General features: G+C 63.6%; 22 protein-coding genes. 13 read left to right on the forward strand and 9 right to left on the reverse strand.

Features of this window, described 5'->3' with window-relative positions:
• Positions 1–43 precede the first annotated feature (43 nt).
• Positions 44–1,066 (forward strand): peptidoglycan DD-metalloendopeptidase family protein, encoded by a 1,023-nt coding sequence (locus tag JQC81_RS19495; protein WP_312887558.1) that lies wholly within the window; start codon positions 44–46, stop codon positions 1,064–1,066.
• Positions 1,067–1,293: 227 nt separating this feature from the next.
• On the opposite strand, the gene JQC81_RS19500 is transcribed toward JQC81_RS19495, so the two are convergent.
• Positions 1,294–2,169, reverse strand: coding sequence for an ATP-binding protein (locus JQC81_RS19500; RefSeq protein ID WP_203273444.1), 876 nt, complete (start codon positions 2,167–2,169; stop codon positions 1,294–1,296).
• 202 nt (positions 2,170–2,371) lie between these two features.
• Between JQC81_RS19500 and yajC the strand changes: the two genes are divergently transcribed.
• From yajC to JQC81_RS19525, 5 genes are all read left to right on the forward strand, one after another.
• A complete protein-coding gene (gene yajC, locus JQC81_RS19505) occupies positions 2,372–2,704 on the forward strand; it encodes a preprotein translocase subunit YajC (RefSeq protein WP_246520536.1) in 333 nt (110 codons plus the stop codon).
• Between the two features lie 87 nt (positions 2,705–2,791).
• Complete coding sequence (gene secD / locus JQC81_RS19510; protein ID WP_203273445.1) at positions 2,792–4,399, forward strand: protein translocase subunit SecD; 1,608 nt, start codon at positions 2,792–2,794, stop codon at positions 4,397–4,399.
• Between the two features lie 12 nt (positions 4,400–4,411).
• Positions 4,412–5,350: a protein translocase subunit SecF gene (secF, locus tag JQC81_RS19515; RefSeq protein WP_203273446.1), complete on the forward strand. Its 939-nt coding sequence runs from the start codon at positions 4,412–4,414 to the stop codon at positions 5,348–5,350.
• A 4-nt stretch (positions 5,351–5,354) separates the two neighbouring features.
• Positions 5,355–5,741, forward strand: coding sequence for an Mth938-like domain-containing protein (locus JQC81_RS19520; RefSeq protein ID WP_203273447.1), 387 nt, complete (start codon positions 5,355–5,357; stop codon positions 5,739–5,741).
• 1 nt (position 5,742) lies between these two features.
• Positions 5,743–6,585 carry a phytoene/squalene synthase family protein gene (locus JQC81_RS19525; protein WP_203273448.1) on the forward strand — a complete coding sequence of 281 codons (843 nt, stop codon included), beginning with the start codon at positions 5,743–5,745 and terminating at the stop codon, positions 6,583–6,585.
• A gap of 272 nt (positions 6,586–6,857) precedes the next feature.
• Here JQC81_RS19525 and trmFO read toward each other — a convergent pair whose 3' ends face one another.
• Together trmFO and JQC81_RS33925 are read right to left on the reverse strand one after the other, a co-directional pair.
• On the reverse strand, positions 6,858–8,276 hold the full coding sequence (trmFO, locus tag JQC81_RS19530) for a methylenetetrahydrofolate--tRNA-(uracil(54)-C(5))-methyltransferase (FADH(2)-oxidizing) TrmFO (protein WP_203273449.1): 1,419 nt from the start codon (positions 8,274–8,276) through the stop codon (positions 6,858–6,860).
• Between the two features lie 152 nt (positions 8,277–8,428).
• Complete coding sequence (locus JQC81_RS33925; RefSeq protein WP_203273450.1) at positions 8,429–9,004, reverse strand: calcium-binding protein; 576 nt, start codon at positions 9,002–9,004, stop codon at positions 8,429–8,431.
• A 225-nt stretch (positions 9,005–9,229) separates the two neighbouring features.
• Here JQC81_RS33925 and JQC81_RS19540 point away from each other — a divergent pair, with 225 nt between their 5' ends.
• Positions 9,230–9,985: a glucose 1-dehydrogenase gene (locus JQC81_RS19540; RefSeq protein WP_203273451.1), complete on the forward strand. Its 756-nt coding sequence runs from the start codon at positions 9,230–9,232 to the stop codon at positions 9,983–9,985.
• Between the two features lie 70 nt (positions 9,986–10,055).
• Here the strand turns inward: JQC81_RS19540 and JQC81_RS19545 are convergent, their stop codons facing one another.
• Complete coding sequence (locus tag JQC81_RS19545) at positions 10,056–10,211, reverse strand: DUF1127 domain-containing protein (RefSeq protein ID WP_203273452.1); 156 nt, start codon at positions 10,209–10,211, stop codon at positions 10,056–10,058.
• A 473-nt stretch (positions 10,212–10,684) separates the two neighbouring features.
• Between JQC81_RS19545 and JQC81_RS19550 the strand changes: the two genes are divergently transcribed.
• Entirely contained in the window at positions 10,685–11,503 is an 819-nt protein-coding gene (locus JQC81_RS19550) for a hypothetical protein (protein ID WP_203273453.1), read from the forward strand.
• A gap of 262 nt (positions 11,504–11,765) precedes the next feature.
• Entirely contained in the window at positions 11,766–12,086 is a 321-nt protein-coding gene (locus JQC81_RS19555; RefSeq protein WP_203273454.1) for a hypothetical protein, read from the forward strand.
• Positions 12,087–12,126: 40 nt separating this feature from the next.
• Here the strand turns inward: JQC81_RS19555 and JQC81_RS19560 are convergent, their stop codons facing one another.
• Both JQC81_RS19560 and JQC81_RS19565 read right to left on the reverse strand, forming a co-directional pair.
• Positions 12,127–12,321: a porin gene (locus tag JQC81_RS19560; protein WP_203273455.1), complete on the reverse strand. Its 195-nt coding sequence runs from the start codon at positions 12,319–12,321 to the stop codon at positions 12,127–12,129.
• Between the two features lie 146 nt (positions 12,322–12,467).
• Positions 12,468–13,019: a DUF2231 domain-containing protein gene (locus JQC81_RS19565; RefSeq protein ID WP_203273456.1), complete on the reverse strand. Its 552-nt coding sequence runs from the start codon at positions 13,017–13,019 to the stop codon at positions 12,468–12,470.
• On the opposite strand from JQC81_RS19565, the gene JQC81_RS19570 reads away from it, so the two are divergent.
• Positions 13,018–14,340, forward strand: a complete 1,323-nt coding sequence (locus JQC81_RS19570) for a GGDEF domain-containing protein (protein ID WP_203273457.1) — start codon at positions 13,018–13,020, stop codon at positions 14,338–14,340. The two genes, JQC81_RS19565 and JQC81_RS19570, sit on opposite strands and share 2 nt — an antisense overlap.
• A 20-nt stretch (positions 14,341–14,360) precedes the next feature.
• Here the strand turns inward: JQC81_RS19570 and JQC81_RS33930 are convergent, their stop codons facing one another.
• On the reverse strand, positions 14,361–14,915 hold the full coding sequence (locus tag JQC81_RS33930; RefSeq protein WP_312887559.1) for a calcium-binding protein: 555 nt from the start codon (positions 14,913–14,915) through the stop codon (positions 14,361–14,363).
• Between the two features lie 119 nt (positions 14,916–15,034).
• On the opposite strand from JQC81_RS33930, the gene JQC81_RS19580 reads away from it, so the two are divergent.
• The 3 genes from JQC81_RS19580 (at position 15,035) to JQC81_RS19590 (ending at position 17,447) form a co-directional block, all read left to right on the forward strand.
• A protein-coding gene (locus tag JQC81_RS19580) for an IS3 family transposase (RefSeq protein WP_376772424.1) occupies positions 15,035–16,158 on the forward strand; the annotation gives its coding sequence in 2 pieces (ribosomal slippage) (positions 15,035–15,287 and positions 15,287–16,158; 1,125 coding nt in all).
• Positions 16,159–16,727: 569 nt separating this feature from the next.
• Complete coding sequence (locus JQC81_RS19585; protein WP_312887560.1) at positions 16,728–17,135, forward strand: hypothetical protein; 408 nt, start codon at positions 16,728–16,730, stop codon at positions 17,133–17,135.
• A gap of 84 nt (positions 17,136–17,219) precedes the next feature.
• Positions 17,220–17,447, forward strand: coding sequence for a DUF6894 family protein (locus JQC81_RS19590; RefSeq protein ID WP_203273460.1), 228 nt, complete (start codon positions 17,220–17,222; stop codon positions 17,445–17,447).
• Positions 17,448–17,480: 33 nt separating this feature from the next.
• Here the strand turns inward: JQC81_RS19590 and JQC81_RS34150 are convergent, their stop codons facing one another.
• Positions 17,481–19,610 (reverse strand): hybrid sensor histidine kinase/response regulator family protein, encoded by a 2,130-nt coding sequence (locus JQC81_RS34150; RefSeq protein ID WP_203273461.1) that lies wholly within the window; start codon positions 19,608–19,610, stop codon positions 17,481–17,483.
• Between the two features lie 185 nt (positions 19,611–19,795).
• Positions 19,796–20,605 carry a class I SAM-dependent methyltransferase gene (locus JQC81_RS19600; RefSeq protein ID WP_203273462.1) on the reverse strand — a complete coding sequence of 270 codons (810 nt, stop codon included), beginning with the start codon at positions 20,603–20,605 and terminating at the stop codon, positions 19,796–19,798.
• Positions 20,606–20,609 lie beyond the last annotated feature (4 nt).

Below are 20,609 nucleotides of genomic sequence, written 5' to 3' on the forward strand. Positions count from 1 at the left end.
TGTGAGTTCTGGACATTGGGCTGCGGTGTCTCGGATCGCCCTGGTGGCTTTGATCGGCAGTGCCGCTGCGGCGTGCAGTACCGACAGCGCGCGGTTCGCGGAGAACCCCTTCTCCAATCCCTTCGCGGCCAGCGAGCGGATGGACACCGGCGCCTCGGCTCCGTCGCAATCCCAGGCTTCCCCGTCCTACGCGGCCGCCCCGATGCCGACCCCCTCGGTCCAGGCTCAGGCCCTGCCGCCGGTTCAGGCCCAGCCCCTGTCGCAGCCCGCCCGCATCGCCTCGGCTCCCGCTTCCGTCCAGCCGCGCCCGGCGCCGGCCGTTCAGACCGCTTCGGCCCAGCCCAAGTTCCGCCTCGTCGACACGTCCAAGGTGCCGGCCGCCACGACCCCCGTCGCCGCCGCCGAGCCCGCCCGGCGCGTTCGCCCCGGCATGACCGCGACGGCGCAGGCTCCCGCCCCTGCTGCTCCGGCTCCCGCCAAGTCGGCTCCGATGCAGGTCGCCTCGGCTGTCGATGAGCCCTTGGTTTCCGCTCCTAAGCCGCTCGTGTCCGCACCGAAGCCGGTCGTCGAGCAGCCCAAGGTCGCGGCCCTCACCCAGCCCGAGCCGGTGAAGACCGTCGCGCCGGCAGCACCTGCCCCGCAGTCGGAAGCCGCGAAGGCGCCCGCACCGGAGCCCGAGGCCACTGCCAGCGTTCCGGCAGGCGACTTCCGCTGGCCCGCTCGCGGCCGCGTCATCGCCGGGTTCGGCGCCAATGGCGGCAATGAGGGCATCAACATCGCCGTTCCTGAAGGCACGCCGGTCAAGGCGACCGAGGCCGGCACGGTGACCTACGCCGGCAGCGAGGTGAAGGGCTACGGCAACCTCGTCCTCATCAAGCACGAGAACGGCTACGTCTCCGCCTATGCCCATAACGGCTCGCTCAGCGTGAAACGCGGCGACCAGGTGAAGCGCGGCCAAGTGATCGCCACCTCCGGCCAGACCGGCAACGTGACCTCGCCGCAGCTCCACTTCGAGATCCGCAAGGGCGCGCAGCCCGTCGATCCGATGAAGTATCTCGGCGGCTGATCGTGAGAGAAGTTTAGGTCGGATTCGTAGTTCGAAGCCGATCAAATGAAGGGACGGTGGGCTCAGCCACCGTCCCTTTGTCGTTTGTGATGGCTGCGGTGTCATCCCCGGCGGCTCATCGGGCCGGGAAGGGGATCCATAGCGCTGAGCAGCTGAGTGGATTCCCTTCCCCTACGCTACGCTTCGGTCGGGAATGACACTAAAGGCGATGGTTCAGATAGATCTTCTCAGATCGCCTTGCCCAAGCGCCCAGCCAGATCCTGAATGAACTGCCAAGCGGTGCGGCCGGAGCGGGCCCCGCGGGTCGTCGCCCATTCGAGCGCCTCCGCACGGATCGCATCGCGGTCCCCCTCCAACCCGAGATGGTCCACATAGCCGAAGACCATGTCGAGATATTCGTCCTGGCTGCACTTGTGAAAGCCGAGCCAGAGGCCGAAACGGTCGGAGAGCGAGACCTTCTCCTCGATGGCCTCTCCCGGATTGATGGCCGTGGAGCGCTCGTTCTCCATCATGTCGCGGGGCAGGAGGTGGCGGCGGTTGGACGTGGCGTAGAAGATCACGTTGTCCGGCCGTCCCTCGATCCCGCCCTCCAGAACCGCCTTGAGCGACTTGTAGGAGGTGTCGTCCCCGTCGAAGGACAGGTCGTCGCAGAACACGATGAAGCGGTGCGGTTCGGCCCGCAGCAGGCCCATCAGGTCGGGCAGAGTCTCGATGTCCTCCCGATGGATCTCGATGAGCTTCAAGGGGCGTGCATCGGCAGGCCGCGTATGGTTGATCTCTGCATGGACTGCCTTGACCAGGGACGACTTGCCCATGCCCCGGGCGCCCCAGAGCAGGGCGTTGTTGGCCGGCAGGCCCCTGGCAAAGCGCCCAGTATTCTCCGCCAGCTGGTCCCGCACCCGGTCGATCCCCCTCAGGAGGCTCATCTCGACCCGGTTCACCTTCGGCACGGGGGAGAGCCTGCGCCCTGCTGCCTGCCAGACGAAGGCGTCGGCTGCCGTCACATCGGCGTGAGCCGTGCTGACGGGAGCAAGGCGCTCAAGGGCATCGGCGATGCGCGTCAAAAGCGCCAATGTTTGGGGAGAATTGAGGTCTGCGGACATCTCGGGCTCAAGCTTCAACGAGGCGGAAAGGCACTGCTTAGCGCAGAAAGCGTCAAAGGGTCCATGCAAGGAGCTCTGGAAATCCCAGCGACTTCATTGATTTCGCGGAGTCGATGGGTATAGTCCGCCACGCTTTGAATCCCGTCCGGCGCGGGTAGGCCCCAAAAGTGCCTGCCACGCGCCTTTATCCATGGAGAGCCGCTTGTTCATTTCACCTGCCTACGCACAAGGGGCCCCCGCGGCCGGCGGAATGGAGATGATCCTTCAATTCGTCCCGTTCATCCTCATATTCGTCATCATGTGGTTCCTGATCATCCGGCCCCAGCAGCGCCGGGTGAAGGCTCACCAGGAGATGATCAAGAACGTGCGCCGCGGCGACACCGTCGTCACCTCCGGCGGCATTATCGGCAAGGTGACCAAGGTGACCGAGGACGCGGCCGACATCGAGGTCGAGATCGCCGACGGCGTGAAGGTGAAGGTGGCCCGCGCCATGATCTCCGACGTCCGCTCCAAGAGCGAGCCGGTCAAGGCCTGAGTGAGACAAGGCCGGCCCGTCCCCTGCGCGGATGGGCCGGTTCGCCGCAGCCTGCTGCGGCAGAGAGTGTGAAAGGTTGAGCTGACGATGCTGCGCTTCTCAAAATCGAAGATCATCGCCACGGCGGCGGTTATCGTGATCGGCCTCCTCCTGGCGGTTCCGAGCATGATGTCCCGCGAGCAGCGTCAGGCCTATCTGAATGCGATTCCGGGCTGGGTGCCGTCCTGGCTCGTGCCGTCCCGCGCCATCGTGCTGGGCCTCGACCTGCAGGGCGGGTCTCACGTGCTCCTCGAGGTCGACAACCAGGACCTGCTGCGGGGCCAGATTACCCTTCTGCGCGACGACGTCCGCCGCATCCTGCGCGATACCCGTGTCTCGTCCCAGAACGGCATCCAGACCATCCAGCGCGGCGTGCAGATCCGCGTGCCGGACGCGGCCGACCGCGACCGGCTGCTGCCGCGCCTGCGGGAGCTGTCGCAGCCGACGGGCAACGCCATGCTGGGCCAGACCGGCGCCAACACCATCGACATCAACACCACGCCCGATGGCGCGATCACGCTGACCTACACGGAAGCCGGCATCAATGAGCGCGTGCGCCGCGCCGTCGACCAGTCCATCGAGGTCATCCGCCGCCGCGTCGACTCGACCGGCACGACGGAGCCGAGCATCCAGCGCCAGGGTGCCGACCGCGTCCTCGTCCAGGTGCCGGGTCTCCAGGATCCGCAGCAGCTGAAGGCGCTCCTCGGCGAGACCGGCAATCTCGAGTTCCGCCTGCTCGCCCAACAGGGCGCGACCGATGTCGACCTGCTGCCCATGGACGACCAAGGCGGCCAGCGGGTCCCGGTCGAGCGCCGGGTCATCGCCGAGGGCGGCGACCTGACCGACGCGCAGCCCGCCTTCGACACGCAGACCAACCAGCCCATCGTCAATTTCCGGTTCAACATCCGCGGCGCGCAGCGCTTCGGGCAGGCGACGACGGAGAATCTCGGGCGTCAGCTCGCCATCGTTCTCGACAATCGAGTGATCTCCGCGCCGACGATCCAATCGCCCATCACCGGCGGCTCCGGCCAGATCTCCGGCAGCTTCACGGTCGAGCAGGTGAACAACCTCGCCGTGCTGCTCCGCTCCGGCGCCTTGCCGGCCAAGCTCACCATCGTCGAAGAACGCACCGTCGGCCCGGGCCTCGGACGCGACTCCATCGAGGCCGGTAAGATGGCCACCTATGTGGCGGCGATCTTCGTGATCATCTTCATGTTCGCCACCTACGGCCTCTTCGGTCTGTTCGCGAACATCGCGCTTCTCGTTCACGTCGGCCTCATCTTCGGACTCATGTCGGTGCTGGAAGCTACCCTGACCCTGCCGGGCATCGCCGGCATCGTGCTCACCATCGGCACGGCGGTGGATTCCAACGTGCTGATCTACGAGCGCATCCGCGAGGAGGTTCGTGCCGGCCGCTCCATCGTGTCGGGCATTCAGGCCGGTTTCGATCGCGCGTTCGCGACCATCGTGGACTCGAACAGCACCATGGCCATCGCGGCCGTGATCCTGTTCTTCCTCGGCTCCGGCCCCGTGCGCGGCTTCGCGGTCGTGTTCATCCTCGGCATCCTGACGACGGTTCTCACCGCCGTGACCCTGACGCGCATGATGATCGCGCTCTGGTATCACTGGATGCGTCCCAAAGCTCTTCCGTTTTAAGGAGTGCGTATCGTGCGCCTCGTTCGCCTCTGGCCCGAAAACTCCCATTTCGACTTCATGCGCTTCCGGCGCGTCTCGTTCCCGCTGTCGGCCGTGATCTCGATTCTGACGGCGGTGATGCTCCTGACCGGCGGCCTCAACTTCGGCATCGACTTCCGGGGCGGCACGCTCATGGAAATCCAGTCTAAGTCCGGCCAGGCCGATGTCGCCGAGATCCGGCGCACCGCTGAAGGCTTCGGCTTCGGCGAGGTGGAGGTGCAGGAATTCGGCACCGCCGGAGAAGTCTCGCTCCGCTTTGCGATCCAGCCGGGTGGCGAGGCCGCGCAGGCGGGTGTCGTGCAGAAGGCACGTGATACGTTCAGCCCCAATTACGAGTTCCGCCGCGTCGAGACCGTGGGCCCGCGCGTCTCGGGCGAGCTTGTCCAGTCAGGCACCATCGGCGTGGTGCTCTCGGTCATCGCGGTGCTGTTCTACCTCTGGTTCCGCTTCGAGCGGGAGCTGGCGGTCGCCTCCATCATCGGCACGCTCCACGACATCGTGCTGACCATCGGCTTCTTCGTGATCACGCGTCACGAGTTCAACATGACATCCATCGCGGCGATCCTCACCATCGTCGGCTACTCGCTCAACGAGACGGTAGTGGTGTTCGACCGAACCCGCGAGCTGATGCGCCGCTACAAGACGATGCCGGCCGAAGAGCTGTTGAACCTGTCGATCAACCACACCATGTCCCGTACGATCATGACGGGCACCACGACCGCCCTGTCACTTCTGGCGCTGGTGCTGTTCGGTGGCCCGGCGATCCAGGGCTTCGCGCAGGTCATGCTCTACGGCGTGGTGATCTGCACCTATTCGGCCATCTGCATTTCGACCCCCATGCTGATCTATATCGGCCTGCGCGGTTCGGAGGCCGTGAAGGTTCCGGAGAGCAGGGCCGCCGCCGCGGAGTAAGCTCATGAATGCCGGTCGCCTCTACGACGGGTTCCTGCCGGGCCGCTACCAGTTCGATGCCTATGGCAACGGCGGGTTCCGCTTCGCCGACATGTCCCATCGAGGCTCTCTGCTCGCGCTGCCCTCGGGTGTCAGGGCATGGCCGGTCGCGTCCATGGCAGAGCTCACGGACGAGGTGCTCGATCCGATCTTCGCCGAGGGCGATGCGCTCGAGCTCCTGCTGTTCGGTACGGGCGCTGATATAGCGGCTCTTCCAGCCGCGTTCCGGACACGGTTCCGCGAAGCGGGGATTGGGCTCGACGTGATGCAGACCGGAGCGGCTGCACGGACTTACAACATCCTGCTCGCCGAGAACCGCAAGGTTGGCGCCGCCCTGATCGCCGTTCCTTGAGATGTCGGAAGCGATTTCCAACTTTGCTCATTGCGAGGCGCTCGTGCGCGAAGCCGATCCGGACCGCTACTGGGCAGGCCTCTTCGCGCCTGCCGATAAGCGCCCGCATCTCTACGCGCTCTACGCTTTCAACTTCGAGATCGCCCGCGTGCGCGAGGGGGTGCGCGAGGCGCTCGTCGGCGAGATCCGCCTGCAATGGTGGCGCGATGCCCTGCAGGGCGAGGCACGGGGCGATGTGCGCGCCAATCCGGTGGCCGCGGCGCTCGACGACACGATCGTTCAGTTCCGCCTGCCGCGCCAGTCGCTGGTCGACCTGATCGATGCCAGGATCTTCGATCTTTACGAGGATCCGATGCCGAGCCTCAACGACCTGGAGGGCTATTGCGGCGAGACGTCGTCGAGCCTGATCCAGCTTTCCAGCCTCATCCTCTCCGAGGGCTCAAATCCGGGCACCGCGGATGCAGCAGGACATGCCGGCGTCGCCTATGCCATCGCGGGCCTGCTTAGGGCCTTCCCGATCCATGCGCGGCAGGGGCAGGTCTATGTGCCGGCGGATATTCTCAACAAACAGGGCGTGGTGCGCGAGGACATCGTCACCGGTCGCGGCGGGCCCGGGCTGAAAGGCGCACTCGCCGATCTGCGCGCCGTCGCCCGTCGGCATCTCGAACAGGCGCATGCGCTGCGCACCACGATCCCGAATGCCGCCAAGCCTGCCTTCCAGTCGATCGCCCTGGTGGAGCCCTACCTCAGGGCCATGGAGCGTCCGGACTACGACCCGTTTCAAACCGTGGTGGACATACCGCAATGGCGGCGCATCTGGGCGCTCTGGCGTGGGCCGTTTTAGGACACGTGTGCCCTCTAAGGTCATCTTGGACTAAGCAAAGCGCAGATCCGGGATTGTAAGACTAGTAAAGCACCGTGATTCCGGGGCCGCACAGCGGAGCCCGGAACCTATAACCGCTAACGATGCAGGATGATGCACGTCGCGGCCCGCATCTCCTGAAGCGTTGTGGTTATGGATCCCCGCCTTCGCGGGGATGACAGTGCTGAGGTTCTGGAGCACGCTCTGAAAGCAGATCCCGTATCGGCTCCGCCGTCCGGGATAACGGAAAGTGCTTACTCCGCAGCCTGAGGCAGCGCACCGCCCGACATCCACGCCGCCAGATCCGCCCGTGCCCGATCCGTCAGCGCCTTCTTCCGGGCAACTGCCTTGGCCGGCCCGCGCAGGCGCTTGCCGTCCTCAGATTTCGGCGTGAAATCCAGCGGCGGGAAGAGGCCGAAATTGACATTCATGGGCTGGAAGGAGCGCGGCCCCTCGTCGATGGTCTCAATATGTCCGCCCGTGATGTGGTTGATGAGGGCACCCAGCGCCGTGGTGTGGGGCAGGGGCTGGACCGGACGGCCCAGCCGCTCGGCAGCGGCGAAGCGGCCGGTCATCAGGCCCACCGCCGCGCTCTCCACATAGCCCTCGCATCCGGTGATCTGGCCGGCAAAGCGCAGGCGCGGCATCGCCCTCAGGCGCAGCGTCGGGTCGAGGAGCTTGGGCGAGTTGAGATAGGTGTTGCGGTGAATGCCGCCGAGGCGCGCGAACTCTGCGTTCTCCAGGCCCGGGATCATGCGCAGGATCGCGCTCTGGGCGCCGTATTTCAGCTTGGTCTGGAAGCCCACCATGTTGAACAGGGTGCCGAGCGCATTGTCTTGGCGCAGCTGCACGATGGCGTAGGGCTTCCTGTCGGGATTGCGCGGATCGGTCAGGCCGACCGGCTTCATGGGGCCATGGCGCAGGGTTTCGCGGCCGCGCTCGGCCATCACCTCGATGGGCAGGCAGCCGTCGAAATAGGGGGTGTTGGCCTCCCATTCCTTGAACTCGGTCTTGTCGCCGGCGATCAGCGCGTCGATGAAGGCCTCGTACTGCTCCCTGGTCATGGGGCAGTTGATGTAGTCCTTGCCCGTGCCGCCCGGCCCCACCTTGTCGTAGCGCGACTGGAACCAGGCGATGTCCATGTTGATGGACTCGCGATAGACGATGGGCGCGATGGCGTCGAAGAAGGCCAGTGACGTCTCGCCCGTGAGATCGAGGATTGCCTGCGCCAGAGCCGGAGAGGTGAGGGGGCCGGTGGCGACGATGACCGAGGACCAATCCTCCGGCGGCAGGCCGGTGATCTCGCCGCGCTCGATGGTGACAAGGGGATGAGCCTCGAGCGCCGCCGTCACGGCGGCGGAGAAGCCGTCGCGGTCGACGGCCAGCGCGCCACCGGCGGGCACCTGGTTGGCGTCGCCCTTGGCCATGATCAGCGAGCCGAGCGAGCGCATCTCCTGATGCAGCAGGCCGACCGCATTGGTCTTAGGGTCGTCCGAGCGGAAGGAGTTGGAGCAGACGAGTTCGGCTAGGCCGTCGGTCTTGTGCGCATCGGTGCCGCGGACGGGGCGCATCTCGTGCAGCACGACGGGCACACCCGCCTGGGCGATCTGCCAGGCGGCTTCCGAACCGGCGAGGCCGCCGCCGACGACATGAATGGGTTCAAGCTTGCTCATGGGCTTGAAGTAGCGAGCGCCGGTTGGGCAATCAACCATAAACTCAAACCGAGAAAGCCGGTCTCGTGAGGCCGAATGCCACGAGAGGGCACAGCCGCTCTGCGGCCATGCCCTCCCTTCGTTCCTCTTGAGCGAGGATGGGACTGTCCTTCTTAGAAGAGAACGAAGCAGTCGGCCGACAGAGCCGTGCCGGCCTTGAACTGCGCGAACTGGATCGCTTCACCGACGCCGTTGCCGTCGGCATCGTAGTACAGGGCGCCTTTCGCCTTGTCGTAGACGAGGCGGTCGTCGGCATCCTTGGCGCTCTGGCCGATGCAGAAGTTCGACGCGTCAAGGGACCCCCGGTCCCTGGCGCCTGGATCCACGGGGAGCTTCGAACCGACATCGAGAGCCTCAAAGACATAGGCGTTGAGCATGATCTTCTCGCCGGCCTTGCTGTTGAAGTCGGTGATGCGATCCACTCCTGCATCGTTGAGATCCCGGCTGAACACGAAGGTATCGACGCCGGCGCCGCCCTTGAGGGCGTCATCGCCAGCTCCTCCGCTAAGGATATCCATGCCGGCCCCGCCGTTCAGGATGTCGTTCCCGCCGCCGCCGGAGAGATTATCATCGTTCTTGGTGCCGGTGATCCGGTCATCGGCAGAATCGGCTTTGAAGTAGAAGCCTTCGCCATCGAGTTCGATCCCGAACGGCTTGTACCCTTTGGTGCTGAATTTCTTGTAGGACATGGTCCTCTCCTTGAAGATTTAGGTTCTCAATTTCTGCAACATAGTATCGGTCGCGAAAGCGCCGGCGAAATAAAGTTGCACAATGGTTGGTCAAGGAGGATCATCTCGAAAGAACAGGGGCAGGCATGGTCAAGCTGTTCTGTCTGTGCGAAATGTCACCAAGGCGGGGTGTCAATCATGCATCCTGTCCGCCTCACACTGCCTTGAACGTAAGGGGTCTTGGGTATGCCTGCTCGTCGTGTGGTGCTCATTACCGGCGGAAGCCGCGGCATAGGGGCTGCGGTGGCGCAGCTCGCAGCCGGGCGCGGCTACGATGTCGCCATTACCTATCGCTCGGAGCATGAGGCCGCCGAGCAGGTTCTTGCCGCCTGCCGCTCTGCCGGAGCGAGAGCAGTGGCCTGCCGGGGCGACGTAGCCGTCGAGGCCGACGTGGTCCGCCTGTTCGACGAGGCCGAGGCAGCCCTGGGGCCGATCTCACATGTGGTCAACAATGCAGGGATCACCGGCAAATCCGGCAAGCTGGCGCAGACCTCCGCCGAGACGATCCGGGCCTGCATCGACATCAATGTCCTGGGTGCCCTTTGGGTGGCGCGCGAGGCTTCACGCCGGCTGCCGCAGAGCCCCGGCGACGGCGCCCGGACCATCGTCCACATCTCGTCGGTGGCGGCATCTCTCGGCAGCCCCAACGAATATGTCTGGTACGCGGCCTCGAAAGGCGCCATCGACTCCCTGACGATCGGGATGGCCAAGGAGCTGGCGCCTGAGGGCATCCGGGTCAATGCGGTGTCGCCCGGCATGACCAAGACGGAGATCCATGAACGAAGCACCCAGGACGCCGGACGCCTGGAGCGGCTGAGGCCGCACATTCCGCTGGGCCGTATCGGGGAGCCGGGAGAGGTCGCTGAAGCGGTGCTGTTCCTGATGTCGGAGGCAGCTTCCTACATCACGGGCGCCAATATCCCAGTTTCGGGCGGCCGCTGACGACCTCCAGACAAGCAAACGCCCGCCTAAAGGGGCGGGCGAGGGCCTTATGCTGCAGTGCAGCAGATATTTACGCGACAGCGTGCTCGCGAGCGATGTTCTCGATCTGGAAGCGGGAGATGCCAAGATCGTCGAGTTCGCGGTCGGAGAGCAGGGAAAGCTCACGGACGGTTTCGCGATAACGCATATAGGCGCGAACTTTAGAGAGAACGTAAGACACGAACATGGGAAACTCCTCATCAGTGGCCGACCCCTGTGGTCGGTGACCTTTGTTCTTGCGTGTGCAGTGCGGATATAAGTGTGTGCGGTGCCGAAGAGGAGTGGTAATAATGTAGGGCAGTTATGCTTTAGTAGCATAACGGGCTAATGCCGCGTTAACGGGAGTGCTCATTTGGCATGCCTCCCCTCCGGAACGACGTGTTGTCACGATCCGCAGGCAGCAAGCCCGATCAACAACTCTTCTGTGTGCCGGCCAAGGTTAAGGCCGGAGAAAGGCCCCCCTGCGTTGGACAGAGTGAAGTAAATTTTAGAGGCACGATCCGGTGCTTCGATAAGCATAGATGCGCCTCTGTAGCATTTTGAACAAATGTTCATATTGCTGCATGACTTAACGAATGTCCGAAGTTGCTTGGAGATCGTTGGAACAGTCTCCAAAGGTCTGCGTTCATCTCGCACCTTTACAGTAATGGAGATGGTTCCGTGAAGAAAATCGCACTCGGAGCCGCCCTTCTCTTGTTGAGCAGCGCGGCCTATGCCCAGACATCGACCCAGACCAACACGAACACCAGCACGACCTCCCAGTCGCAGTCGTCAGATTCGAACAATCTGCTGCGCAACCAGTCCGGCACCAGCAGCCGCACCGAGACCACCGGCGCGACCCGCAGCGAATCCTCGGGCACGCAGACCAATGTCCGCACCCGCGAAGAGGGCACCACCCGTGTTGGCGTCGGCATCGAGACCCGTGAGCGGTCCGGTGTAGCCGTTCGCTCCCGCACGGTGCGCGAAGTTGAGGAGCCGAGCGTATCCGTCACCCGCCGCCGCACCGTGACCTCCATCGAGGAGCCGGATACGGAAGTGCGCCGCACGGTGGTCAAGAAGAAGCCCACCAAGAAGGTTGCGGTGAAGAAGGCAAAGACCAAGAAGGTCGCGGTGAAGAAGCGCCGCTACCAGGTCGTCGATGAGCCGGTGGAGGTCCGTCGCCGGACGGTGCGCCGCTACGAGGAGGTCAACGAGCCGAGCGTCTCCGTCAACCGCCGCACGACGATCCGCCGGACGCAGGATACCTCACCGAGCGTTGGCGTGTCCGTGGAGCAGCGTCGTTCCAATGACGTGAATGTCTCCACCAGCCGGACACGTTCGAGCGCTCCGGAGACGACCGGCACCGTCTCGACCCGCAGCCGCACTGACGTGAACAGCAATACCGGTAGCAATACGTCCGGTTCGAGCAACTCCTCCACGACCATCCGTCCGCAGCAGGGCGGTTCCTCGTCGGGGAGCAGCACGAGCACCAGCGAATAAGCTGGTCGTCAAGACTGGAGAGAGAGGGTCAGGTTTCTGGCCCTCTTTCGCTTTTCTTAGCATCGAATGAGATATGTGTGCTCATTCGTGAGCCTTGCTGGCGGGTTCGAAAGAATAACCTTAGAGTAGATGGGGAGATTAGGAAGATAAGAGTCACATGAATAGGGAACCGAGTCTTGCTATCAGGTTTGTTGGCGATCCTGATTTTTGGAACCGTTCTCCCAGGAAAATTTTATATACCAAAGTGTCCTGGAGTAGATCTATGAAGAAAACTCTCGTTGTCATCAGCGCAGCCCTTTTGGCTGCAACCTCCTTCGCCGGTGCCGCCGAGGCCCGACCCGGAAAGGGCAAGGGCCATGCCTACGGGCACCAGAAGAACCATAAAGCTCAGCGCTATGTCGTGCAGCGCCGCAACAACAACGCTGCCATTGCCGCCGGCGTGACAGGCGCCATTCTCGGCGGCGCACTTGCTGCAACGGCCCGCCCGGCCTACCGCACCTATGAGCGGCCTGCCTACAGAACTTATGAAGCTCCGAGGCGCACCTACTATCGTGAAGAATACTACGACAGCTACGACTACTGATCAGCTGGCGAGAGGGCGCCTCCGGGCGCCCTTTTCATGTTCAGCGCCGTAGATTCCCAACGGCGATAACAGCCCGCAAGGGGCCGTATTCGGTCTGCTTTCTCACATCGATCTGCACGCGCGCCCCTGGCTCCATCCGATACGAGCCGGACCCGGCCTGCCGCCCCGAAGCGGCAACGGCATCGGCCCGGACAGTGCCGCTGATCCGCACGCAGGTATCCGAAGCTTGGAGCATGGCAAAGCCAGGAGGGCAGCGCGAAGCGGCCTGTGCCTGGCCAGCCATGGCCAGGCCGATCAGAGCAAGAGCTATCGAGAAGCACCTCATAATGAAGCGGAGCTTATCGGCTCCGCTTCAAGAGGCAAGGCAAGAATGCAGGGCCTTCAGAGCCCGCCCGATCCGCTCCTGCGGCCGTACTGCTCCGCCACGTCCGGACGGTCGACCTCTACATGGAACTGCTCGGCTTTGGGGCTGTAGTCCTGAATGGCGCCAATGCCATACCGGTAGGCCAGTTCACCACCGAGCCAGCCGCTGAACAGCAGCAGGGCGGTCTGGGTGCCGGACAGCCACACGCCCCAGCCCTGGACGCCTGCGGCCGGATCGTCCAGGCGCACGCCCACGTTGATCAGGGCAAGAGCGACGACGACCAGATTGGCCACCATGTGAGCCCATGAGACCCACACATTGCGAACCCGGTCGATGGTGACGAAGTCGATCATGCCGGGAACCGCAGCCACGAGCGCAGTGACGATGCCGGCGATCAGAAGCCAGTACGACGCCTGAGCCCAGAAGGGATCCTGACTTGCCAGGAAGACGATGTCGGTTCCCAGGGCTCCGATCAGGAAGGCGACCGGGAAGACGATGAGCATGTGGTGAAGCGGATGTCCGGCAATGGCCACCGTGCTCTGCACCCCATGACGATGATACCGACCCATGACACTGCTCCTCATGCTTGGCTTGAGGAAAAATGCTCCGGCCAAGCCTTCGTTCCGATCTCATGCCGATCCGCCGCACGAGATGGCGCTGGACATCCAGGTGGCGATGGGAGATAGCGTCTCCGCATTCCGCAGGGGAATGGCCTGCGGAGGTCATCCCTGCGGCGGTCTGATCGGACGGATGACGACACTTCCGATGGTTCTTGATCCTGCCACCCTCACCGTCGCGTTCGTTCTGCTGGCGGCCGTGCTCGGTACGCTGCTGATATTCTCGTGGACCTTGAACCGCCGGCTCAAGGCAATGGCGTGGTGGGGAAGCGCCTTCTGGCTGATCGGGATCGGGATCGGAGCGGCCAACCTTGGGAAGGCTCCCCCAAGCTATATGGTTCTTCTGCTGGCGAACGCTGCCGGGATACTGTCCTACGGGGCCCTTTACGTCGGCTGCCGCATCTTCAACGACCGCCCCGGCATCATCCTTCCGGGTGGAGCTGGGGTTGCCATCTGGGTGGCAGCCTTCTCTTTCATCTACGATTCTCAGGGGTACAGGCTCATCCTGGCCTCCCTCCTGACGGGAGGCTACGCGGCATTGTCGGCCTGGGAGCTGTGGCGCCACGCCGTGCAGGCGCTTGCCTCTCAGCGCGTGGCGGTAGTGCTCCTGTTGGGCCTTGCCGTCTTCAACCTCCTGCGCGGGCTGCTCGGCATCTCGCTGACCTCTGTACCCTGGATCGACAGCTTCGGCCGGCGCTGGTCGCCGGAGATGGCCCTGTTCCTGGTGGTGATCGGTCCGACGCTTGCCTTCATGTTCCTGTCCATGGCGAAGGAGCGCCTGAAGTTCGAATACAAGCAGGCAGCTCTCGTCGACGACCTGACCGGCATTCCCAACCGCCGCGCCTTTCTGCAGGCGGCCGCCAGGCTGCTCGACCGGCTACACGACAGGCCGGCGGGCTGCCTGCTGTTCGATCTCGACAACTTCAAGGCCATTAACGACTGCCACGGCCACTCCGCCGGCGATCACATCCTCAGAGTCTTCGCCCGCACGCTCACGGATAACCTGCCGAAGGGGACCTTCGGCAGGCTGGGTGGTGAGGAATTCGCCGCGATCCTTCCCATCGGGGCGAAGGACGCTGCGGGCATCGCCGAGAAAATCCGCCACGCCTTTGCTGAGGCCGGAAAGGCGGCCCTCGCGACGAGCGGGGAGGTGACCGTCAGCATCGGCTGCGCGACGGTGTCCCGAACCATGGCCGAGGATCTGCTCCGGCGTGCGGATCGCGCGCTCTACCGCGCCAAGGAGAGCGGCCGGAACATAGTCGTCGTGGTCTAGATAAGCCCGTTCGCCTGGCCTTAGACCACGAAGAACTCGTTGTGGCTCAGAGCGAGCCCCTTCTTGAACTGGGCGAATTCCACAGGCTTGCGGGATCCGGAGCCGTCGGAGTCGTACGACAGGATGCCGGTTTTCCTGTTGTAGTTGATGTAATCGTCCGAGTCTTTTGGCCTGTTGCCTGCATTGAAGAAGTCGGCGTCCAGCTTGCGCGGATTGCCGGCGCTGCCGGGGCCGAGCTTCCGGAAGATCGCATTGTCGAGCCAGACTGAATCGTCTTTAGCCCGGTAGTGGGCGACGAAGTCGAAATTGACCTTTCGATCCGTGACGGAGGTTCCGAGCCGCGTATTGAAGACGAAGATGTCGCGTCCGAGGTCGCCAAACAAGGTGTCGTTCCCGCGCCCGCCATAGAGACGGTCGTTGCCGTTGCCGCCGAACAGCCAATCCTGGCCGTTGTCGCCATAGAGCCGATCGTGACCTCCATCGCCAAAGACGTAATCGTTGCCGCCCATGCCTCTGATGGTGTCGTTGCCGGATCGTCCGGCCAGGTCTTCATCGAAGCCGGTGCCGCGGAACACGTTGGATCCGGCTGTGCCGATCCACTTCTGGACCGAAGTTGAGGTGACACAGGGGAAGTGGTCCAGCTCTTATGTTAGTTTTCTCGGCAGATTTCCTTTTTCGGTGAAGGAGGTTTGTCATGAGGAAGAAGCGCTTCTCGGTTGAGCAGATCGTGGCGGTCCTGAAGCAGGCGGAACTGGGACTGCCGGTGGCGGACTTGATCCGGCAGGTCGGCATCTCGGAGCAGACGTTTTATCGCTGGAAGAAGCAGTACGCCGGTCTTGAGTCGGATCAGGTGCGCGAGCTCAAGCAGGTGATCGAGGAGAATGCCCGCCTCAAGCGGCTGGTGGCCGAACTCAGCCTAGACAAAGCCGTGCTGCAGGATGTGCTGTCAAAAAAGTTTCCCGGCCCGCGCTCCTGAAGCAGGTGGTGCGCTACGTGCAAGCGTCTCATGGCTACAGTGAGCGGCGGGCCTGTTCGGTCACAGGCCAGCATCGCTCCACCCAGCGCAAGCCGCTGACGAGGGATCAGTGCCACGAGCTGCGCCAGCGCACGCACGAGATCGTGCGCACGCGGGTGCGCTATGGCTATCGGCGGGTGCACATCCTGCTCAAGCGTGAAGGCTGGACCGTCGGTCGCAATGTCGTCTACCGGCTCTACCGCGAGGAAGGATTGGCTTTGCGCAGCAAGCAGCCGCGGCGCCGCAAGATGGTGGTGCAACGGGAGGGGCGATGCCAGCCCGAGCGGCCCAACCAGGCCTGGAGCCTCGACTTCGTCCATGATGCCCTCAGCACCGGCCAGACGTTCCGGGCCCTGACGGTGATGGACGTGTTCACCCGTGAGGGGCTGGCGATCGAGGTCGGGCAGCGGTTGCGAGGCGAGCACGTGGTGGAGGTGCTCAACCGTCTGGTGCGCCAGCGCGGAGCACCGCAGTACCTGTTTGCGGATAATGGTGCCGAGTTCACCGGTCATCTGGTCGATTTGTGGGCGTATCATCATGGCACCCGGATCAACTTCTCCCGACCCGGCAAGCCGACCGACAACGCGCATATCGAGACGTTCAACGGCAGCTTACGCGACGAGTGTCTGAACCTGCACTGGTTCGAGACCATCGCGGAGGCCAAGCGGCTGATCGAAGCTTGGCGGAAGGAGTACAATGAGAGCCGTCCTCACATGGCTCTTGGAAACAGCACGCCGCAGGAATATGCTTTGCGGATAGGCCCTTCGCCGGTAGCGAAGGGTTCAGTGGCCGACGGAAGCTAACCCTGGCCCTGGACCACCAAACCCAAGCGCTTCAGCTATCATCGATGCTGTCGTTGGCGATGGCACCGAAACTTGAGGCGTTGATGACCGGAGCCATGCTGAACATCCTTCATCAGGAAAAGGAGCCCGCATGCTTAAATGTGTTTGCGAGTGTTGGGAGAGGCTATTTTAGATCAGGGGATAAATTTAGGGGTAATCATCAGGTGCATGAACCAGGACAGAAACTTGCCTGCAATAGTATTGTCCGGATCGGTCTGCCTGAATTGTACTGGAACTCCTGCGTGCTCTTTGCCGCGTCCTCACAGATCGCCTGACGCTGCCGATTGGCAGGCAAAATGTGCAGATTGATCCTGCCGCCCACGGCTCCTTTCTTCCGAAATATGGTGGCGTCGATCTGGCCGAAGGCCAGTATGCTGCCGAGGTAATCGGAGGCGGCGTTTCTTCAAGAGAGAAGATGTGATTGAAGAAAACCTTAGATGGGAAAATAGAGCTTGTTTATGACTTTGCGTTAGGATCTCTTCGATTACACTATGAGACGGTGTGTTGGGCTAACCATCGCGGGGGAACGTGTGACAGACGAGGAAATTGAAGCCGTTGCGGAGGAACTGGCCAAAGCAGGCGGGGTCTCCTGGTATCCTGGACGGACACGCGGGGCGCTCCTGAGGCCGGTCAGCGAACGGTATCGGGACCGGGCCAAGCTGGCGATTGCAGCCCTTGACCGGGTCAGGGCTGGACATGATCCGGCGGAGGCGCCGCTACCCCAAGCAGCGGCTTCTTCAAACCAGCCCGACAGGATCGAAGTGGGAGCCACCGTGGTTTACCGTCCCCCTGGCGACCAGAGGGCTGTGACCTGCCGGGTCGAGCGCATTGAGGCCGACCGCGCCTACCTGGTGCCTGTGCCCCGACCGGACATTGGGTGGGTATCGCTGGATAGCCTCCAGCCCGTCGGAGGAGAGACTGCGGCGAAAGGAGATTAGGGAAAGGAGCCGCAAGGTCTCTTCACTTCGCCGGCAAAACCGGCTAGCAGTTTGCATCCTTACCAAGCGGGTGGATGGTCTGACATGCGTTGCTTCTTCCACCTTGTGAGCAATCATGACGAGATTGTCGACAATGCGGGCATCGAGGTCCAGGATCTCGAGAGCGCCAAGACGCAGGCTCTCATCGCCATCGAAGAGCTGAGAGCAGAGATCGGCACCGAGGCCGATGATTGGTCGGGATGGCGGCTGGAAATCGTCTGCCCTGTCGGGACCCTTCTCCACTCCCTGCAACTCGTCGAAACGGTGCGTTGACCTCCGCCGGTCTCTTGAATTCCGTAACCCTCCCTATGCACTCACTTTGAGCGGAACGAATCCAAGAAGTCGGTCGATGCAGGCGCTCAGCTCCGCCAAGTTGTACGGTTTGCGAAGAATGGTGAACCCGTCGTCCATGGCTGCTTGAGCGACATTGCTGTAGCCGGTGGCGAGCAGGACCGGCAGGGACGGCTGCTCGCTGCGGACGATGCGGGCCAGATCGACTCCATTGAGGTCGCCCGGCATCACGATATCGCTGAACACGAGGTCAATCCGCGTGCCGGACCGGAGGATTGTAAGCGCCGTCTGAGCATCGGCCGCGTGCGTGACCTGAAATCCGATCTCCTCGAGGCTGGCGCGGGTGACCTCAGCGATGTCCAGGTTGTCCTCCACCAGGAGAACATGGCCATGAGCGCTTCGGACCGGAGGTTCCCCGGCCGGTGCGCTGCCACCGGCAGCAGCCTCGATGGTCCGCGGCAGGTAGAGCGTGATCGTGGTGCCGCGCCCGGCTTCGGACAGCGCGGTTGCCGCGCCGCCCGACTGCCTGGCGAAGCCATAGACCTGACTCAAACCGAGGCCTGTTCCCTTGCCGACGGCCTTGGTCGTGTAGAACGGCTCGAAGACGTGGGGCAGAACCTCCTCGGGGATGCCGCTGCCGGAATCCGTGATGCTGAGCGCCACGAAGTCTCCCCGAAGGCCGATAACATCCGGATCGCGCAAGTTCAGGTTCCAAGCTTCGATCAGCAGCCGACCGCCATCGGGCATGGCATCGCGGGCATTGACGGCGATGTTGAGGATGGCGAGTTCGAGCTCGTTGAGATCGACCTTCGTGTTCCACAATCCGGGCGGCAGCCGCATGTCGATGGCAATGTCGCCGCGCAGGGACGAGCGGAGCATGTCATGCAGGTCGAGCAGGTAGCGCGACACATCGACGATTTCGGGCTCATGCGTCTGCTGGCGGGAGAAGGACAGGAGCTGACGCACGAGACTTGCCCCGCGTCCGGCTGCCGTATCGATGGCATCGAGGGATCGCTTCTGCCGCTCCTCCATGGGATAGCGCCGCAGCCGGTCCACATTGCCTTTGACCACCATCAGCAGGTTGTTGAAGTCATGGGCGACGCCTCCGGTGAGATGGCCCACGGCCTCCAGTCTCTGCGCCTGCTTGAGAGCCGCCTCGGCTACCTCGCGCCGCTCGATCTCGGCATGAAAGCTGCGGGTGCGCTGAAGGGCCAGGAGGCTGATGGCGAACAGGCCTAAGGTCGCAGGAAGGCCGAAGGCCAGGAGCCACCGCATCTGCGACCAGAGCTCCCACCATACGGCAGCCGTCTCGACACCAACCTGCACGTAGACCGGGTAGCCGGGGACCTTGCGATAGCCAATCCAACGTTCGATCCCGTCGATCTGGGAGGTGGCTATGAAGCGTCCGACCTGCTGGTTCTGCTGGATGCTTCTGATGAAGCCGCTCTGAGGGTTGAGGCGCATCGGCTCGGTGCCGCGGGACGGGTAGCGCGCCAGGAATTCGCCGTCGGCGCGGATCAGGCCGAAGGAATCGGCGATGCCCCTGGCAATCCGGCCGTAGAACTCGCGGAAATGCTCGGGCCGCACGGAAACTGCCACGATCCCGTCGAAGCTCCCATCCTGCGTCGGGCGGCGCTGGCTCACCACAAAAAACCGGATGTTGCCAACCTTGGAGGTGATCGTCTCGCCGATGAAGGTGCCCGCATCCTGTTCGGCCTGCATCTTGAAGTAGTCCCGGTCCGAGTTGTCGAGATCGCGCGGCACCGGCAGGATGGTGCTCGACACGAGCGGCCGTCCGGCCTTGTCGAACACCCATATGGCCTCGATCTGCGGGAGAGCGTCCTGGGTGCGCCGCAGGCGGCTCTGGAGGCGGGCCTCCTCGGCCAGGATCTGCTCAGGCGTGAGGCCGCGCAGCACCTCGTTCGTCTCGGCCATCGTGCGCTCGATGGTCTGGAGCGCCTTGAGGCTGTGCTCCTGAACCACGTCCAGAGCACGCTCAATCCGCTCTTCTGCATGTTCGCGGATGCGGCGGTAATCGTCCCAGGCCGTATAGGCGAAGAACAGGGCAGGGCCGAGCAGGATCGCGACCAGCAGCAGTTGCAAGGGCCAGAGGACGGTGCGGCTCTTCGGTGTTACGCGACCCACAAACGAAGACCTTCCTGGCATGGCTTGCAAGAGTCTCTCGAACTTGAGCGTCCGTCTGGCTCGGGTAATCAGGTCTGGCGCTTCCCTGCCGCTGCACGGGAAGCCTGACGGGCCAGATATAGCCTTGCAGGGGAGTGTCAAGGGCATCCGACCGGGGTTGGTCGCGACGGCAGGCCGCCGCCCGTCTATCGCCAGGCCGTCACGACCAGGGCGCTCATGCGATTCTCAAAGGGCGATGCGCCGAACTGACCGGAGAGCGCCTCGGAAGCCCTGGCCGTGATCTCCTCAAGCCGCTCGGGGGCGCGGGCCTCGATCTCGGCCCGCAGGGGCGTGCCCTGGCACAGGCCGATGGCCGGCTCCCGCGGGGAGGCGGCTCGGCTGGCCTTCTCCGCCAGGTCGATGTCGACAGTCTCGAACCCCGCCTGCTGGACCTCGCCGCGCACCCGGTCGGGATCGAAATAGCCGAAGGGCACCCGCTCGATGAACCGGGGCGGGTCATCGGGGAAAGCCTTCGCGACGGTGTCGGACACGATGCGGCTGACTGGATTGAGGTCGAGCGAGTTCCAGACATTGAACACGAAGCGTCCGCCGGGTTTCAGCACCCGCAGGGCCTCGCGGTAGGCGGCCAGATTGTCGGGGAAGAACATGACGCCGAACTGGCACACGACCGCGTCGAAGGTGCCCGTCTCGAAGGGGAGTGACTGGGCGTCGGCCTGCTGCCATCCGACATTCGGCGCCTGCAGCTTGGCTTGCGCCAGATCGAGCATCGCCTGGTTGAGATCGGTCGCTGCGATCTCGACCTGCGGCGGCAGGACCTTCGCCATGGCACGGGTCACGATGCCCGTTCCTGCCGCCGTCTCCAGAACGCGACCCTCGGCGATGTCAGTCAGGCGTCCCGCCAAGTCCTCGGCGAAGGTTTCGAAAAGCAGCGGGCCGAGATATTGTTCGTAGACCGTCGGAATGGAGCCCTTGAAGGCTGCATCGGTGGCGCTCATCGCC

It is taken from the genome of Microvirga arabica (assembly GCF_016811235.1).
Lineage (GTDB): Bacteria > Pseudomonadota > Alphaproteobacteria > Rhizobiales > Beijerinckiaceae > Microvirga > Microvirga arabica.